Origin of the sequence: Cystobacter fuscus DSM 2262, from assembly GCF_000335475.2 — a bacterium.
GTDB lineage: Bacteria > Myxococcota > Myxococcia > Myxococcales > Myxococcaceae > Cystobacter > Cystobacter fuscus.
This window is the reverse complement of record NZ_ANAH02000015.1, coordinates 93,533-109,914: the sequence shown is the minus strand read 5'-3', so window position 1 is coordinate 109,914 and position 16,382 is coordinate 93,533. Positions and strand designations below refer to the sequence as shown.

General features: G+C 70.6%; 15 protein-coding genes. 9 read left to right on the top strand and 6 right to left on the bottom strand.

The window, feature by feature from the left end; translation table 11 throughout:
• The first annotated feature begins 2 nt into the window (after positions 1 to 2).
• On the top strand, positions 3 to 1,322 hold the full coding sequence (locus D187_RS25865) for a carboxypeptidase-like regulatory domain-containing protein (RefSeq protein ID WP_002625568.1): 1,320 nt from the start codon (positions 3 to 5) through the stop codon (positions 1,320 to 1,322).
• 28 nt (positions 1,323 to 1,350) lie between these two features.
• On the opposite strand, the gene D187_RS25860 is transcribed toward D187_RS25865, so the two are convergent.
• Positions 1,351 to 2,637, bottom strand: a complete 1,287-nt coding sequence (locus D187_RS25860; RefSeq protein ID WP_002625569.1) for a YecA family protein — start codon at positions 2,635 to 2,637, stop codon at positions 1,351 to 1,353.
• Positions 2,638 to 2,770: 133 nt separating this feature from the next.
• Between D187_RS25860 and D187_RS25855 the strand changes: the two genes are divergently transcribed.
• From D187_RS25855 to D187_RS25845, 3 genes are all read left to right on the top strand, one after another.
• Positions 2,771 to 3,358, top strand: a complete 588-nt coding sequence (locus tag D187_RS25855; RefSeq protein WP_245591823.1) for a hypothetical protein — start codon at positions 2,771 to 2,773, stop codon at positions 3,356 to 3,358.
• Positions 3,359 to 3,517: 159 nt separating this feature from the next.
• Positions 3,518 to 3,808 (top strand): CBS domain-containing protein, encoded by a 291-nt coding sequence (locus D187_RS25850; RefSeq protein WP_211241571.1) that lies wholly within the window; start codon positions 3,518 to 3,520, stop codon positions 3,806 to 3,808.
• A 155-nt stretch (positions 3,809 to 3,963) separates the two neighbouring features.
• Complete coding sequence (locus D187_RS25845) at positions 3,964 to 4,656, top strand: nucleotidyltransferase family protein (RefSeq protein WP_002625572.1); 693 nt, start codon at positions 3,964 to 3,966, stop codon at positions 4,654 to 4,656.
• A gap of 59 nt (positions 4,657 to 4,715) precedes the next feature.
• Here the strand turns inward: D187_RS25845 and D187_RS56425 are convergent, their stop codons facing one another.
• The gene (locus D187_RS56425; protein WP_002625573.1) at positions 4,716 to 5,495 is read right to left on the bottom strand and encodes an OmpA/MotB family protein; all 780 of its coding nucleotides are present in this window, start codon (positions 5,493 to 5,495) and stop codon (positions 4,716 to 4,718) included.
• A gap of 58 nt (positions 5,496 to 5,553) precedes the next feature.
• Entirely contained in the window at positions 5,554 to 5,724 is a 171-nt protein-coding gene (locus D187_RS55475; RefSeq protein WP_002625574.1) for a hypothetical protein, read from the bottom strand.
• Between the two features lie 159 nt (positions 5,725 to 5,883).
• Between D187_RS55475 and D187_RS25830 the strand changes: the two genes are divergently transcribed.
• From D187_RS25830 to D187_RS25820, 3 genes are all read left to right on the top strand, one after another.
• Entirely contained in the window at positions 5,884 to 6,738 is an 855-nt protein-coding gene (locus D187_RS25830) for an HAD family hydrolase (RefSeq protein WP_002625575.1), read from the top strand.
• A gap of 65 nt (positions 6,739 to 6,803) precedes the next feature.
• Positions 6,804 to 7,766, top strand: coding sequence for a hypothetical protein (locus tag D187_RS25825; protein WP_155893577.1), 963 nt, complete (start codon positions 6,804 to 6,806; stop codon positions 7,764 to 7,766).
• A 3-nt stretch (positions 7,767 to 7,769) separates the two neighbouring features.
• A complete protein-coding gene (locus D187_RS25820; protein ID WP_002625577.1) occupies positions 7,770 to 8,096 on the top strand; it encodes a hypothetical protein in 327 nt (108 codons plus the stop codon).
• Positions 8,097 to 8,179: 83 nt separating this feature from the next.
• Here the strand turns inward: D187_RS25820 and atpA are convergent, their stop codons facing one another.
• The 3 genes from atpA to atpH form a co-directional block, all read right to left on the bottom strand.
• On the bottom strand, positions 8,180 to 9,727 hold the full coding sequence (atpA, locus tag D187_RS25815; protein ID WP_002625578.1) for a F0F1 ATP synthase subunit alpha: 1,548 nt from the start codon (positions 9,725 to 9,727) through the stop codon (positions 8,180 to 8,182).
• A 177-nt stretch (positions 9,728 to 9,904) separates the two neighbouring features.
• Positions 9,905 to 11,398: a sensor histidine kinase gene (locus D187_RS25810; protein WP_245591822.1), complete on the bottom strand. Its 1,494-nt coding sequence runs from the start codon at positions 11,396 to 11,398 to the stop codon at positions 9,905 to 9,907.
• A 106-nt stretch (positions 11,399 to 11,504) separates the two neighbouring features.
• A complete protein-coding gene (atpH, locus tag D187_RS25805; RefSeq protein ID WP_002625580.1) occupies positions 11,505 to 12,050 on the bottom strand; it encodes an ATP synthase F1 subunit delta in 546 nt (181 codons plus the stop codon).
• Positions 12,051 to 12,241: 191 nt separating this feature from the next.
• Here atpH and D187_RS25800 point away from each other — a divergent pair, with 191 nt between their 5' ends.
• Together D187_RS25800 and D187_RS25795 are read left to right on the top strand one after the other, a co-directional pair.
• Positions 12,242 to 14,056: an Hsp70 family protein gene (locus D187_RS25800; RefSeq protein ID WP_002625581.1), complete on the top strand. Its 1,815-nt coding sequence runs from the start codon at positions 12,242 to 12,244 to the stop codon at positions 14,054 to 14,056.
• Positions 14,057 to 14,244: 188 nt separating this feature from the next.
• Positions 14,245 to 16,344, top strand: a complete 2,100-nt coding sequence (locus D187_RS25795) for a beta-propeller domain-containing protein (RefSeq protein ID WP_002625582.1) — start codon at positions 14,245 to 14,247, stop codon at positions 16,342 to 16,344.
• Positions 16,345 to 16,382: the final 38 nt, after the last annotated feature.

Sequence of the window (16,382 nt, the reverse complement as noted above, 5' to 3'; positions counted from 1 at the left end):
CCATGAATCGCACTGCCCTGCTGTTGTTGCCCTCGCTTCTCGGTCTCGCCTGTGGTGAGGCGGAGCCCGCCGCCAGGTCCACCCCCGAGTCCACCCGGCTCGAGTCCGCCGCCCTCTCGGCGGTCTTCTCGGGCACGGTGGTGGATGAGCTGGGCAAGCCCATCGCCGGCGCGCGCGTGACGGTGAATGGAATCCTCCGCATCACCAGCGACAACGGGGCGTACAGCGTCTCGGTGAGCGACTCGGGGACCGGCTACCGGCTCGACATCCGCAAGGATGGCTATGCGCCGGTGAACACGCTCAAGACGGCGGGCCAGATCGGGCAGAAGCACGTGCTCGCCCGGGGCTTCACGAAGGTGATCAACCCGGCGGCCACCAATGACATCGTCGACACGAAATCGGGCATCCGGGTGGTGGTGCCCGCCAACAGCCTCCAGGATCCGGCGGGCGTACCCGCCACGGGGCAGGTGACGTTCTTCATCTCGCCGCACGGCCCGGACACGATGCCCGGTGACTTCAGCGCGAGGAACTCCGCCGGTCAGCCGGTGGCGCTCGAGACCGTGGGCGCGGTGACGCTGGCGGCGGTGGACGCCCGGGGCAACACCCTGAGCCTGATTCCCGGCAAGGTGCTGGACGTGCGCATCCCCGTCCCCGCGGCCGTGGGGGGAAGCATGCCCGCGTGCGTGCTCAACGGGACCTGCCGGGCCGCCATCTGGCTGTTCGATCCGCTCACGGGCCTGTGGAAGGAGAAGGCGGCGAACGCCCAGTTCTCCACCTCGGGCACCTCCTTGAAGATTGTCGGCGAGCGCAAGGGCAACGTCCCTCCCGGTGATGGCCTGGGGACGTGGAACGCGGACATCGAGGTGACCACCCCCGCGTGCACGCTCATCGAGTTCGTGAACATCCCCCTGGATTGCTACAACCCGCCCCCGGGCACCACGCCCGAGCCCGGCATCGAGGTGGGCTTCGAGCAGAACACCCTGAGCGGGACGCCCAAGTCGAAGACGCTGGTGACGGGCTCGGGCACGTCGTTCATCGCGCTCACCAACCTGCGCGCCAGCACCGCCCTGAAGCTGTCCGTGGAGTTCCCCCCGGGCGCGCCCGCCTACTGCGGCACCAACCTCACGCTCACCTCCACGCCCCCGGCGTCCGCCACCTACCCCCAGTACTGGGCCACGGGCGGACTCACGCAATTCATCACCGGGCCGCAGACCTTCACCGGCTACCCGAAGAACGCCGCGGGCAACAACATCACCCTCGCCGACGTGGCCAACGGGGATCACCCGTGTGGCTCGCACCTCTACGTCCAGACGCACCCGTAGCCGCGCGGCCCGGTGTCCCCGCGGGGGCTCACGCGCCCGCGGGGGGCAGTTCGATGGGATGGGCGCGCAGCCACTCCTGGGCGCGGTGGATGCGCTCGGTGGCGGCGGGCAGGTTCATGCTCGCGAGCAGCGCGCGGTAGGGCTCGAGGTCCTCGGCCGTCCAGCGCGTCTTGGCCTCCAGGTCCGCGCGCACCACCTGCTCCTCGGCCGAGCGGGCCTCGGGCTCGGCGCGCGAGGTGAGGATGGCGGCGAGCACCATGCGCACCGGCTCGGCCTCGAAGGCCACGGCGGCCTCGGTGAAGAAGGCGCGCGTCGCGTCGTCGAGCGCGGCGTCCTTGGAGCGGGCGCGCACGCGCTCGAGCAGGTGGGTGAGGAAGTCCTTGTCCGAGTCCAGGGCCTTGCGCACGGCGCCCAGGAAGGTGACCACCGCGGCGCTCCGGGCCTTGGCGTCCATGTCCGGGGACTTGAGCGCGCTCAGGGGCTCCCAGAGGACGGCGGTGAGCCACACCTGCTCCTCGGGGGCGAGCAGCGAGGGCGTGTTTGGCTGGCGCATGAGGGCCTCCACGCGCGTGGCGCGCTCGCGGGCCTCCTGGGCGATGCGCGTGGCGAGGCCGGGATCCGACTCCACGTACTTCACCAGGGCCTCCATCTCGCCCTCGCTCGCCTTGCGCAGCGCCTCGCGCGCCTCCTCGGGCAGGTCCGCCTCCTGTCCCTCCAGGCCCGCGGCGAGCTTCTGGCCGTGCTGGGCGCCCCACTCGCGCCACTGCACGTTGAACAGCACGTCGAGCACCGGCCGGTCCTCGGCGGCGACGCGGCCATCCTTGGGGGTGGAGGCGAGCAGGGCGCCGAGGCACAGCGCCCGCCGGTCCTCGGCGGACAGGCCCGCGGTGGTGGCGCGCGCGAGCAGCGCGGCGCGCAGCTTCTCGAGGAAGGCGCGCGTGCCCAATTCGCGCACGGTGCTCAGCCGCAGCATGTGGCGCGCCTGGGCGGGGTCGCGCTCGACGGCCTCGGTGAGCTCATCGAGCTGCCGCGACACGTGCGCGTGGAAGCGCTCGGCGTCGAAGCGCAGGCCGGGCACGGGCCCCCAGCCGGTGAGCAGCGTGCCCAGGTGCTCCAGGGTGGAGGAGACGCGCGACAGGTCCTCGCCGCGCAGCATCTCCATGGCCGCCTGGAGATCATCGGCGAGCGGGTGACGGGAAGGCGGGGGAGGGGTCGCCGCCTCGCGCGCCCGGTCCTCGGCGGCGTGACAGACCTTGTACTTCTTGCCGCTGCCGCAAGGGCAGGGCTCGTTGCGTCCGGGCTTCTGGCGGCTCACGTCCACCTCTCCTGTCGAAGAATCCGAGCCCCTCTAGCAGAGGTGTTCCGGCGTCGCGAGGTCCACGGCCGTGGCGGCGCTGGAGGGGAAACGGTTCATGCCGGGAGGCCGTTTTGGCGTTAGGTTCGAGGGCATGAAACGATTCCTCGGTGCGATGACCATCCTGGCGGCGGTGGGCCTGGCCCAGGCGCAGCAGACGCAGAAGGCTCCTCCCGCGGCGGCGCAGCCGGCCGCGCAGGCGGCGGGGGCGGAGGCGGGTGGGTTGAGCTGGACGGCTCCCAAGGAGTGGGAGGCCCTGCCGGCGCGGCCCATGCGGGCGGCGACCTATCGGATTGCTCCCGCGAAGGGAGACACGGAGCCGGCGGAGCTGGCCGTCTTCTACTTCGGCCAGGGCCAGGGCGGCGCGGTGGACGCCAACGTGAAGCGCTGGGTGGGGCAGTTCCAGAAGGCGGACGGCACGGCGCTCACGGACAAGGACGTGCGCACGAAGAAGGAGACGCTCAACGGGCTCGCCGTCACCACGGTGGACGTGAAGGGCACCTACACCGGGGGCGGTCCGATGATGGGTCCCTCCTCGCCCAAGCCGGGCTCGCGTCTGCTGGGCATCATCGTCGAGGGGCCCGAGGGTCCGCTGTTCTTCAAGCTCACCGGCGCCGAGCGCACGGTGGCCGGCGCGGAGAAGGGCTTCCGCAAGCTCGTGGAGTCGGTGAAGAAGAAGTAGGGAGCAGACGAGGAGACGAGCGGTCGAGGGCCCACCCGGGTGGGTCCTCCCGCGGGGCCCGTGAGCGGCAAGGAGATTGCTAAGGCTTCAGACCACTGGATGGTTTTCCCATCGGAGGTCGCAGCGATGCCGCACACGGTCGAGACCCAAGTCGAAGCAATGCCTGACATCATCCTCTATCCCCGGGATACGGTGATGCGGGCGCTCGAGGTGATGCACCGCTATGGGGCGCACCTGTTGCCGGTGGTGGAGGAGCGGCACGGCGAGGTGCTCGGGCACGTGACGCTCGAGGAGCTGCGTCGGCTGGGCAACACGCTGCCGCTGGCCCGGATGGCTGAAATTCTGACGGCACGCGCGGCGCTGGCCTCGGAAGGAATTGCAGCGGCGCGTCCCCCGCGCGTGGACTTCATCCCAGAAGGACAGGGGTCGTGTTCGACCTGGGTTCATTGAGGGAAAAGTGGCCACATGGTGAACATCTCGTGTTCGCCAAGTGCCTTCTTCCCGACGACCTGCCCTTGGGGTCGCGGCCAGAAGCTTCCGGGCTTGCCAGGGTGTAATGGGTCGCCCCCACGCCAACCGATGGGGGCTAGAAGGAGGCGTGGGCCATGAAGGTCATCGCGGTCATTCTCGCAGCGGGTGAAGCCAGGCGGATCAGCCATTCCAAGGCGCTCATCGAGCATGAGGGGGGCAAGAGCTTCCTCCAATCGCTCTCATCGACGTTCGGCAAGGCGGGCTGCTCCGTACTCGCCGTCGTGGGCAAGGACGCGGAGGCGGTGCGCGAGCAGCACCCGGCCATCCATCTGGTGGAGAACACACGTTGGGCCGACAGCCAGTTCAGCTCGGTGAAGGCCGGCCTGGACGCGGCGTTGGAAGAGGGGGCGGACGTGGTGTTGCTCCACCCGGTGGACATGCCGGCCGTGCGTGCCACCACCCTCAAGTCGTTGCTCAAGGCGCTCGGGGAGTCCACCGAGGGGCTGCGTCCCGAGTTCGAGGGGGCGCCGGGCTATCCGCTGCTCTTGTCGCGCGCGACGGCCGAGCGGCTCCGCGAGACGGCGGGGGAGGCCCAGCTGGAGGGCGCCGTGCGCGGCCTGCAACTGCGCCGCATCCCCGTGAAGGATCCGGGCGTCATCGTCAACATCAACACCCCGGAGACCTACGAGCGGCTGTTCGGCTCGGCGCCCAAGCTCGCGCCGCCACCCAAGCGCCGCGGCAAGAAGGCGGAGACGTCCACCACTACCGAGGAGGACACGTCCGCGTCGTCCTTGAACGCGGCCTCCGAGGGACTACAGGGCACGTGAGTGCCGGGGGGCTCGGGACCCGGCCGGGGTCCCGAGGGAGGTTTCCCCCTTCTCGGGTCCTACCCCCTGGGCCGGTCGTGGCCCGGGGCGCGGGGCGCGGGCACCAGCCGCAACTCCAGCCGCCGGGTGGGCTCCATCCCGGAGCCCTGCTGCGCCCACGCCGACGCCGGGGCCAGCACGTGGCCCATGGCCACGAGCCGCTCCGGAGGAAGTTTCAGCGTCTCCGCCAGGAAGCGCGTCACCGTCACCGCCCGGGCCGCCGACAGCTCCCAGCTTGAGGGGGAGGCGTCGGGCAGGGTGTCGGTGTATGCCGCCACCTGGATGACATGACCCTCCACCGCCAGCTTCGCACCCACCCGGGTGAGCAGCGCCGTGCCCTCGGGGGTCAGCGCCGTGTCGCGCGGGGCGAAGAGCAGGGGATCCGCCAACTCCACCCGGAGCTGGCCCTCGGACTCCTCCAGGAAGGCGGCGCCGCGTTCCCTTTCGGGCTGTAATAAAGACTCCAGTTCCCCGCGTGCCGCCTCGCGCCGCGCGAGCTTCACGCCCGCCTCGCCCTGCCGCCGCGCCGAGGCCACCCGGTGCGCGGCCTCCGCGCGCTGCTGCTGCTCCAGCACGCGCAACCTCCGGGCCATGCTGTCGCGCAGCACCTGCAACTCCGCCACCCGGGCCTCGGACTCGGCCGCCTCGCGCTCCAGCTGCTCCGTGCGCTCCACCAGCGAGGTGATGGACCGGGTGGCCATCCAGCCGCCCAGCCCCAACACCGCCAGTGTTCCCATGAGCAGCCACCTGGGCCGCCGGGTGCTTCGGGGCACCACCTCGTCATCCGCCGTCAGCTCCATGGGTTCCTTCCGGGAGAAGGTTGGAGTGCCGACTGTATTCAGAGGGCGCGGGTAGGTCTCAAGGAGAAGAATCCAGCCGTGTCACCCAGTGGATGGGCGGGGCGGCCTGGATGGTGCGGTGCGTCGAAAATAAAGGCGGCGCGTCCGTGGAGGGGTTCGGACGCGCCGCCTCCACCACACCGCTCCCGGGCAGGAGCGGGCGGACGTGCAGCGGTACTTCGAGGTGCACCGGAGCTCCTCCCAGGGGGCTCACGGGGCAGCTGGCGTGTCGCGCGCCAACGCCCACGGATGTACAGGGGGGGTCTGACATGCCCATGCCCGGGGTGCATTCCAAAGGGAAGGGCTCCTGTTGCACACTGCCCGGCTCGACTGCGAGGGCATGGCGACGATGGCGATCCGGTGCGTGGTGTTGGACTTCGATGGGACGTTCACGGACGTGGTGGCCGAGGGGGCCCCCTACGTCGAGCACTTCCGTCGGCGCATGTCGGAGCTGCTTGGCCGGGACGTGGAGGAGGCGGGGTGGGCGGAGGAGGAGGCGCGGGTGCTGCACAGCTCCGAGGAGCCCGGCTGGGAGGTGGCGGGGCGCGTGGTGGCGCCGGCCATCGCGGACCCCTACCTGCTGAGCAACTTCGTGGCGCGGCGGCTGTGTGACCGGCTGGGGGTGCTGCCGGACCAGGCCGAGCGGGGGGAGCTGCTCAACGTGCTCTACCGCGAGGCCTACGTGCTGGCGGGGGTGGCCTTCAAGCCCGAGGCCAAGGAGGTGCTGGAGGCGCTGCTGGACACGGGGCTGCCGGTGCACGTGGTGACCAACGCGCACACGGACACGGTGGAGGCCAAGCTCACGAAGCTGGCGCCCCGGGGCCGCGAGCGCCTGCGGGTGTCGGGGGATGCGCGCAAGTTCCTCGTCGAGCCGCCCGCGGAGCCGGACGCGCGCTTTGACGCCCTACCCGAGACGACGCGGGTGGAGGGGGCGCTGAAGCGGCCCATCCACCTGCGCCGGGGCCACTATTATGAGGCGCTGCGCCGCATCTGGCGCGACACGGGCACCACCCCGGAGACGACGCTGGTGGCGGGCGACATCTTCGAGTTGGACCTGGCGATGCCCGCGGCCCTGGGCGCCCAGGTGCAGTTCGTGACGCGCCACAACGCGTTGGAGTACGAGCGCCGGGCCATCCTCGCGCTCGGGGACAGGGGCGGCATGGATCCCAGCCTGCGCGCCATCCTCCCGCGCGTGGTGGGCTGAAGTCATTCCATCGCGCTAGGCTGGTGGGCCGGAGACATCCGCCACACCGTCTCCAGGGGGAGCCGATGAATCGCATGCGAGGCAGGACCCGGGCGTTGCCGGGGGGGGTGCTGGCGCTGGCGCTGGTGTTGGGGCCGGGCTGCAAGACGCCGGGCAGCTTCCGCGAGCCCGTGGCCCTCTTCCAGGAGGGCAACACCGCGGCGAGCACCGCCCTGGGCACGTACTACGCGGAGCTCAACCGGTTCGAGCGCGACCTCTACCTCGACGAGCGCCTGTACGACACGGGCCTGGAGGTGCTCGCCACCGACGCGGCCGGCCAGCCCACGCCCCTGGTGGGCAAGCTCTTCTCGCCCGAGTCCATCCAGGCGCGCATGGACGCCATCGCCCTGTTGGGGGTGTACGCCGAGCGGCTGGCGACGCTGGCGGGCGCCGAGGACGCGGGCAAGCTGCCCGAGGGCGCGCAGGCGTTGGGCAAGCAGTTGGGCTCGTTGGGCGCGCGGATGGAGACGCTGGCGGGCCGGGGGGACGCCACCGCCAGCCGCTACGTGGCCCCGGTCACCGCGCTGGTGGGCGTGGTCGCCTCGCTCTACCTGGAGCACCAGCAGGCCCAGGCGCTCCAGAAGGGCCTGGAGCAGGGGGCGCCGGTGGTGGGGGCGCTGTTGGAGCTGCTCGAGACGGATCTGGTGGAGGTGCTCGGGCCCCAGCGCCTCACGGGGGCCAAGCAGGCCCTGTCCTCGCGGGTGATGTACTACAACCTCCAGCGCGACAAGCTCTCGCTGGCCGAGCGCCGGGCGGTGCTCGAGGACATCCGCGAGGCCTCCACCGTGTACGAGGCCCTGGTGGTGGCGCACCCGGTGGAGCTGGCGCGGGCGCTGCGCGACGCGCACGAGGCCCTGTTGCGCTTCGCCCGCTCCGGGCGCGAGCTGACGTCGTTCGAGGAGCTGTCCGGCGCGATGCAGGCCTTCCAGGGCCGGGTGCGCATCGCCGCCGCCGCCGTCCAGGCCATCCACGCGTCGCCCCGGGAGTGAGCCATGTTCTTCGATACCCAGACGCTGACCCAGCTCGTCGAGCGCTGCTTCGATCTGTCCATGAGTGGCGCCGTGCCGCCCGCGACGCGCGCCGAGTACCTCGCCCACGGCAAGCGCCTGCGCGAGTTGTTGATGCGGCTGCTCGGCGCGCGCTTCGACGCGGCCTCGGCCGAGTTCCAGAAGGCCAGCGCCTCGCTGCGTGACACCAACCAGGAGCTCGCCCGCGCCGCCCAGGACGTGAAGCAGGCCACCCAGGTGGTGGCCCGGCTGGGCGAGCTCGCCGGCTACCTGGATCAGGCGCTCGCGGTGGCGGGCAAGGTCATCGCCTGAAGAGGGGCCCCTGAAACGCCGAGCCCCGCGTTCCCAGGAGGGAGCGCGGGGCCGGGCGGGACTTCACCGGGGTGGGGCCTGGGTCAGACCTTGGCGCCCGGGGTGGCCTGGAACAGCTCGTTGAACTCGGTGATGGCCTTGTTCAGCGCGGTCTTGATGTCGGCCGTCAGCTCGCGCTTGGCGAGGATGTCCTTGGCGACCTGCGGGTGGCGGCTGTCGGTGAACTCGAGGAACTCCTTCATCCAGCGCACCACGTCGGCCACGGGCACCTGGCGGATCCACCCGCGCTTGCTCGGGTCCTCGCGGTTGATGGCGGCGTAGAGCTGCATGACCTGCTTCTCGACGGGCATGGGCTCGTACTGGCCCTGCTTGAGCACCTCCACGAGGCGGGCGCCGCGCGCCAGCGTGTCCTGGGTGGCCTTGTCGAGGTCCGAGCCGAACTGGGCGAAGGCCGCCAGCTCGCGGTACTGGGCCAGGTCCAGCTTGAGCGTGCCGGCCACCTGCTTCATGGCCTTGATCTGCGCGGCGCTGCCCACGCGCGACACGGAGAGACCCACGTTGATGGCGGGGCGCACACCGGCGAAGAACAGGTCCGTCTCGAGGAAGATCTGCCCGTCGGTGATGGAGATGACGTTCGTCGGGATGTAGGCGGACACGTCACCGGCCTGCGTCTCGATGATGGGCAGGGCGGTGAGGGAGCCCGCGCCCTCGGCGTCCGACAGCTTGGCGGCGCGCTCGAGCAGGCGGCTGTGGATGAAGAACACGTCGCCCGGGTAGGCCTCGCGTCCCGGCGGACGGCGCAGCAGCAGCGAGAGCTGGCGGTACGCCACGGCCTGCTTGGACAGGTCGTCGTACACGATGAGCGAGTGCATCTTGTTGTCGCGGAAGTACTCGCCGATGGCCACGCCCGCGTACGGGGCGAAGAACTGCATGGGGGCCGGGTCGGAGGCGTTGGCCGTCACCACCACGGTGTACTCCATGGCGCCCGCGCGGGTGAGCTTCTCCACCACCTGGGCCACGGTGGACTGCTTCTGGCCAATGGCCACGTACACGCAGAAGACGTTGAGGCCCTTCTGGTTGATGATGGCGTCGATGGCGACGGCCGTCTTGCCCGTCTGGCGGTCACCGATGATGAGCTCGCGCTGGCCGCGGCCGATCGGCACCAGGGCGTCCAGGGCCTTGATGCCCGTCTGCAGGGGCTCGTGCACGCTCTTGCGCTTGACGATGCCGGGGGCCTTCACCTCCAGCTTGCGCGTCTCGGTGGACACGATGGGGCCCTTGCCGTCCACCGGCTCGCCGAGCGCGTTCACCACGCGGCCCAGCAGGCCCTTGCCCACGGGCACCGAGGCGATCTGCGCGGTGCGCTTGACCGTGTCGCCCTCGCGGATGTCCTTGAAGTCGCCCATGATGGCGACACCGACGTTGTCCTCCTCGAGGTTGAGCACCAGGCCCTTCACCCCGTTGGCGAACTCCACCAGCTCGCCCGAGAGCACGCCCTCCAGGCCGTAGATGCGGGCGATACCGTCGCCCACCGACAGCACCGTTCCGGTCTCGGAGACGGTGACCTTCTTGCCATAGTCCTTGATCTGCTCCCGGATGATTCTGCTGATCTCGTCGGCGCGGATTTCCATCTCTGAGTCCTTGGCACGGGGCGGCACGTGCGAGGGGCCGCCGGAGGGGGGCTACCTGAAAGTCGTCGTGGGGGGGGCCCTTAACACGCGTTCCCGGCCCACCGCAACGCGCATGGGGGCTCTGGGAAACAGGGGATCATCGGGCCCTTAAGCCACGGACTCGCCGCTGAAGGGGGTTCAGCAGCCGGGAGCGTGGCGCGGGAGCCAGACGACGAAGCGCGTGCCGAGGCCCGTTCCGGACTCCACCGAGATGCGGCCCCCGTGTGCCGAGGCGATCTGCCGGACGATGTAGAGGCCCAGGCCCAGCCCGTCGCCATTGGCGCGCTTGCCCCGCTTGAAGGGCTCGAAGAGGGTGGCGCGCTCCTCCAGGGGCACGGGCGCCCCCTCGTTGCGCACCGAGAGGTTGATGCCCTCCGCCTTGCCCTCCAGGCGCACCTCCACCGGGGTGTCCTCGGGGCTGTGCTGCAGGGCGTTGCCCATCAGGTTGTCCAGCAGCTGGCCGAGCCGGGACTCGTCCCAGGTGCCCACCAGGTCGCCTTCCGTCTTGGAGACGATGAGGCGGGTGGGGTGCGACACCTGGAACTGCTCCACCACCCGCTCCAGCAGCTTGTCCAGGGCGAAGGACGTGGGGCGCACGGGGATGCCCCCGGCCAGCCGAGCGCGGGTGTAATCCAGCAACTCGTGGATCATCCGCTCCATGCGCCGGGTGGCGGTGGCCACGTGCGTCACCTGCCGGGCCTGGTTCTCGTTCAGCTCGCCCCCACGCTGCAGGGCCCCCACGCTCAGCTGGATGGCATGCAGCGGGGTGCGCAGATCATGCCCCACCACACCCAGCAACTGCTCGCGGAAGGTGTCGGCGCGGGCCGCGGCCTCCTCGGTTGCCTTGCGCGCGCTGATGTCCCAGACGGCCGCCATGCGCACCGAGCGGCTGCCATGCTCCACCTGCCGGGCCAGCAGCTCCAGGAACAGCCGCTTGCCGTCGGCGCGCATGCCCGTCGCCTCGTAGGGCGCCTCCACCCGCCGCGTCATGGCGCGCTGCACGGTCTCGCGCGACTCGGGGGCGATCCACCGCATGAGCGACTGGCCCACCATGTCCTCGGGCGTGGTGCCCAGCAGATGGGCCAGGGCCGGGCTCGTCTCCAGGATGATGCCGTTCTCGTGCAGGCAGAAGCCATCACAGGAGACGGCGACGAGGTTGCGCAGGCGCTCCTCGCTCTCGCGCAGGGCGACCTCCCGGTTCACCCGCGCCGTGTCGTCCTCCACCATCAGGCTCACGCCCGAGCGCGACGTCCCCTGGGAGGAGGGAAACAGGCAGAGCCGGAAGTGGCGGCAGATGCCCGCGGTGCCACCGAACGTGCCGGACACCTGCGCGCCCTGGATGGACTCGCCCGCGAGCGCGCGCTGGAGCAGCGGCATCAGCACCGGCGCCAGCCCCGGCCACGCCTCCGCCACCGTGCGGCCCTCGTACGAGGTGCCGGGCAACCCACTCAGGGTGATGAGGGCGGTGTTGACGAAGTGGAAGCGGGAGTCCCGGTCCAGGAAGGCCAGACCCAGTCCCGTGGACTGGAGCAACGCCCCCAGACACGGCAAGGCCTCCTCGGCCAGGGAGGGCGCCTGTGAGCCGGCGTGAGAGCGGTGGAGGACGGGCTGCGCCATGATCGGAAGGGTCACGGGCCGGGCCCGTGACCCCACCATAGCCGTTCCCGGAGGCGCTGGGAATACCGGGCTTGCTGGGAAATGCGCGCGAGCGGACAACGCGACTTCCCCAGGAGGGTGCTCAGCGCTGCTTCAGCTCGCGGCGCATCTGCTCGAGCTGGGTGCGCAGGGTGCCGTCATAGAGGATGCTGCCCACCTGGGCGGCGACTCCACCGAGCACGCTGGGGTCCACCCGGGACTCGAGCACCACGTTGCGCTGGGTGAGGGTCTGCAGGGTGCCCGAGAGCTTCTGGAGGGTGTCCTTGGACAGGGGGATGGCGCTGGTGACGTGGCCCCGCAGGCGGCCCGCCTGGGCATCGGCCATGTCACGGTAGAGCCGGGCGATGTCCGGCAGGTAGCCGAGCCGGTTGCGGTCCACCAGCAGGCGCAGGGTGTTGACCAGCGCCGGCTCCACGGTGCCGGAGGCCTTGATGAGGGCCTCGACCACGTTCAGCCGCTGCTCGCGGCTGTAGGCCGGATTGAGGAGGATGTCGGCCAGCTCCCGGTTGTCGGCCACCAGTCTGGCGAAGGTCGAGACCTGCTCGGACACGGCGTCGGCGCGCCCCGTCTCGGTGGCGACGTCGAGGAGGGCACGGGCGTAGCGGCGGGCAATAGACACGTTCACCATGGCGCGGCGCGCTTAGCACGCCCCTCCTTTCTGGGCAATGCCTCGCACATCCACCGTCCGGAGCGAGCCATTAGTTCTCCTGCGCCCCCGGCCGCACGCGGGGTGAAGCGCTGAAAGAGGCGCGCCAGTGTCCGGCTTTCCCGGCGTATCATGACCGTACGGAATTGCCCTCCGGACCCTGGTTTCCCTCCATGCGTGACCCCATCATCGGCATCGACCTGGGCACCACCAACAGCGTGGTGGCCACCGTGGAGGAGGGGCGGCCCCGTGTCATTCCCTCGCGCGTCGGAGGGCGCCTGACGCCTTCCGTCGTGGGCTTCACCCCGAACACGACCGAGCGCGTGGTGGGCGCTCCCGCCCAGGCGCTCGCCTCGGAGCACCCGGACTGCGTGGTGTGGGCCACCAAGCGCTTCATCGGGAGGCGCTTCACCCCGGAGCTCGTCCAGGCGGCGCGCTCGGTGGTGCCCTATCCCATCCTGGGCGGCACCACCGGGGACGTGCGCGTGAAGGTGGCCGGGCGCACCGTGCCCGTCACCCAGGTGTCGGCGATGATCCTCGGCGAGCTGAAGCTGGACGCCGAGGCCTACTTCGGACGTGAGACGCGCCGGTGTGTCATCACCGTTCCGGCCAACTTCGACGACGGGCAGCGGCAGGCCACGCGCGAGGCCGCCGCCATCGCCGGGCTGGACGTGCTGCGCCTCATCAACGAGCCCACCGCCGCGGCGCTCGCCTATGGCCTGTCGCGGGGCTTCCAGGGCCACGCGCTCGTCTTCGACCTGGGCGGCGGCACCTTCGACGTGACCGTGCTGGAGGTCACCGACGGCGTCTACGAGGTCAAGGCCACCGGGGGCGACGCGGCGCTGGGCGGCGAGGACTTCGACCTGAAGATCGTCGACTGGTTGCTGTCGCAGATCGACGAGCCGCTGCGCGAGAGCGTGCAGCGCGACGTGGTGTCCCAGCACAAGCTGAAGGTGGCCGCCGAACAGGCCAAGCGCGAACTGTCCGAGTACGAGGAGACGCTCATCTCGCTGGCGGGCCTGGGGGACCAGTCGCAGTCGGCGCGCAAGCTGACGGGGTTGGAGACCGTGCTCACGCGCTCCTACTTCAACCAGCTGTGCGAGTCGCTCTCCGAGCGCTGTCTGGCGGTGTGCCGCTCGGTGATGAGGGACGCGGGCCTGGAGCCCTCGGCGGTGGACACGGTGCTGCTGGTGGGCGGCATGACGCGCGTGCCCCTCATCCGCCAGCTCGTGACGGACTTCTTCGGCAAGCCCCCCTCCACCGAGGTCAACCCCGACGAGGCGGTGGCGCTCGGCGCGGCCATCCAGGCCGACGAGCTGGCGCGTCAGTCCGGCGCGGCGCTGCTGCTCGACGTGGTGAGCAACTCACTGGGCGTGGGGGTGCTGGGCGGCAAGGTGCGGCGCCTCATCCCCCGCAACCGCGCGGTGCCCGTGGTGGCCAAGGAGATCTTCCACCCCGGCCGCCATGGACAGACCGAGGCGCGCATCCCCGTGTACCAGGGGGAGAGCGACCTGCAGGACGAGAACCGCAAGCTCGGCGAGGTCGTGCTGCGCAACCTCCAGGCGGGCTCGCGCGCGGACACGTCCCTGGAGGTCACCTTCGAGCTGTCCAACGAGGGGCTGCTCGCGGTGCGCGCCGTGGATCTGCAATCGGGCCTGAGCGAGGAGGTGCGTATGGAGGCACGTCCCCACCTGCCGGCCAAGGAGGCCGATCGGCTCGGCAAGGAGCAGGCCGCGTACGCGCAGAAGCAGGCCCAGCAGGACGCGCGCAAGTCCGAGGACAAGTTCCGCAAGCTCCTGGAGCGGGGGGAGAAGCTCGCCCGGCTCCTGCAGCACACCGCCGAGGACAACCCCAGCGAGGAGGCCCAGGCGGCGGTGGCCAACGTGCGCTCGCTCCTGGAGTCGGGGCACGCCGCCCTCCAGGCGCAGAACGCCGAGCAGTGCGCCCAGGTGGCCCGTCAGCTCACCCAACTCCTCGCGGGACGCTAGGCGGCGGCGCGCTCGCTGGCGGTTTTCTGGCCCACCCCTTCCTCCGGGTCTCGGTTTTCCGAGGGCCCCGCCTCCGCGTGCGCCGCGCCAACCCCTTGGAATCCCAGACACCCGGCGCGCGCTCCCCGCTGGCACACGCGTGGCAATACGCGCCCCGGCCGGAAGACACGTTGCGAGGAGTCAGGGTCATGCATTCAAACAAACAAGCTGGGGTGGTATTCGCGCTGGTGGGCCTCGTGGGGTGCTCTGATTCACGAGACATCCCGGAGAACCAGCCCGTGCAGATGTCGGCGAAGCTGGAGTCCTTCGAGAGCTGTGAGAAGCTCGAGTCCTATATCGAGGACGCCGCGGTGCTCGACATGCGCGCCTCGCTGGAGCGCTCCAAGCCCTCCTACTGGCAGGGCCGGGGGGGCGGCGTGCCCATGGATGACGTGGCGTCTCCCAACGCCCCGAACGCGGGCTCGGGCTCGGGCGCCCCTCCGGGCTCGCCGACCTCGCCGGGCAGCTACACGGGCACCAACAACCAGGTGGCCGGCGTGGACGAGGCGGACTTCGTGAAGAACGACGGCACGCGCCTCTTCGTCCTCTCCGGACAGAAGCTCCATGTCCACCGCTCCTGGCCCGCCGAGTCGTTGCGCACCGAGTCCTCGCTCTCCATCGAGGGCTGGCCCCGGCAGATGTTCCTGCACGGCGACAAGGTGGTCGTCTTCTCCGAGGTGTATACGAACCCGTCGGAGGCCGGGGGCTCGAGTGGCTCGAGTGGCGCGCCGATCGGGTGCAACTACCTGTCGCTCTGCGTGGCCGGTGGGCTCGCCTCCACCAAGGTCACCACGGTGGACGTGTCCCAGCTCTCCGCGCCCCAGGTGACGGGCGAGTTGTATCTGCCGGGTGGCTACCATGACGCGCGGCTGTCGGGCGGCTCGGTGCGCCTGGTGTTGAACGAGTCCTTCGCCTGGCCCGCCGGGATGCGCTGGTACCCCGACTACGATCCAGGGCTCTGGAATGACACGCCGCGGCTGGAGCGGGAGATCGACGCGCTCAAGAACACCAACGAGCAGCTCATCCGCGCGCGCTCCCTGTCGGACTGGCGGCGGGACGGGTACTTCAAGCAGCCGGATGGCACCCGGGTGCCGGTGGCCCAGGACTGCCGCGACTTCCACAGGACGAACGCGCCCACGCAGCTCGGCTACGTCACCGTGGCCTCGCTCGACCTGGACGCGGCGGTGACGCAGGCGCCCGGACGCACCACCCTGGTGGCCCAGCCAGACATCCTCTACGCCAATGGCGGCGCGCTCTACCTCACCGCGCGGCACTGGTGGTGGTGGTGGGAGTCGGGGCAGCGGGACTACACCTACGTCCACAAGCTCGACCTGGAGCAGTCGGGGCACGCCCGCTACGTGGCCAGCGGCACCCTGGAGGGCCACCTGCTGGACCAGTTCAGCCTGGATGAGCACGAGGGCGTGCTGCGCGCGGCCACCACCATCTCCTGGCGGGTGGCGGAGGCCGGCAACCCCTGGGGCCGCATCGAGACGACCAACCGCGTCTCCACCCTGCGCCAGGACGGCAACCGGCTCAAGCCGCTGGGGCGCAGCGAGGACCTCGCCAAGGGCGAGCGCATCTACAGCGCGCGCTTCCTGGGCAACAAGGGCTACGTGGTGACGTTCCGCCAGGTGGATCCGCTCTTCACCTTCGATCTCTCGGACCCGGCGCACCCGCGCAAGGTGGGCGAGCTCAAGGTGCCGGGCTTCTCCACGTACATCCACCCGCTGGGCGACACGCACCTGCTGACCCTGGGCGTGCAGGTGGCGGAGAATGGCGACTGGCGCTCGCGCTCACTCAAGCTGTCGCTCTTCGACGTGTCCGACCTCGCCCACCCCCGCGAGGCCTTCACTCAACTGGTGGGCTCGCCCAACAGCGGGAGCGAGGCGCTCTATGATCACAAGGCCTTCAACTTCTTCGCGGCCAAGGGTCTGCTGGCCATTCCCTTCACCGACTGGGTCCCGTCGTACTCGGGCTATTACTGGGACTACTTCGTGAGCGACCTGCGCGTCTTCCGCGTGGATAGGGCCACGGGCTTCACTCCCCTGGGCTCGCTCTCCATGAGCGACGTGTACCGCACCCACGACACCAACCGGTGGAACTACTGGTACCAGCCCTACGTGCGCCGCAGCGTGATGGCGGATGACTACGTGTACGCCATCTCGGACGCCGGTGTGCGCGTGTCCCACGTGAACCAGCTCTCCACGCCGCTGGCCACGGCGCGTTTCCAGCCCACCGTCGTGTACTGACGCATGGCGTTGGGGAAGGGGCGCGCGCGCCGGGCACG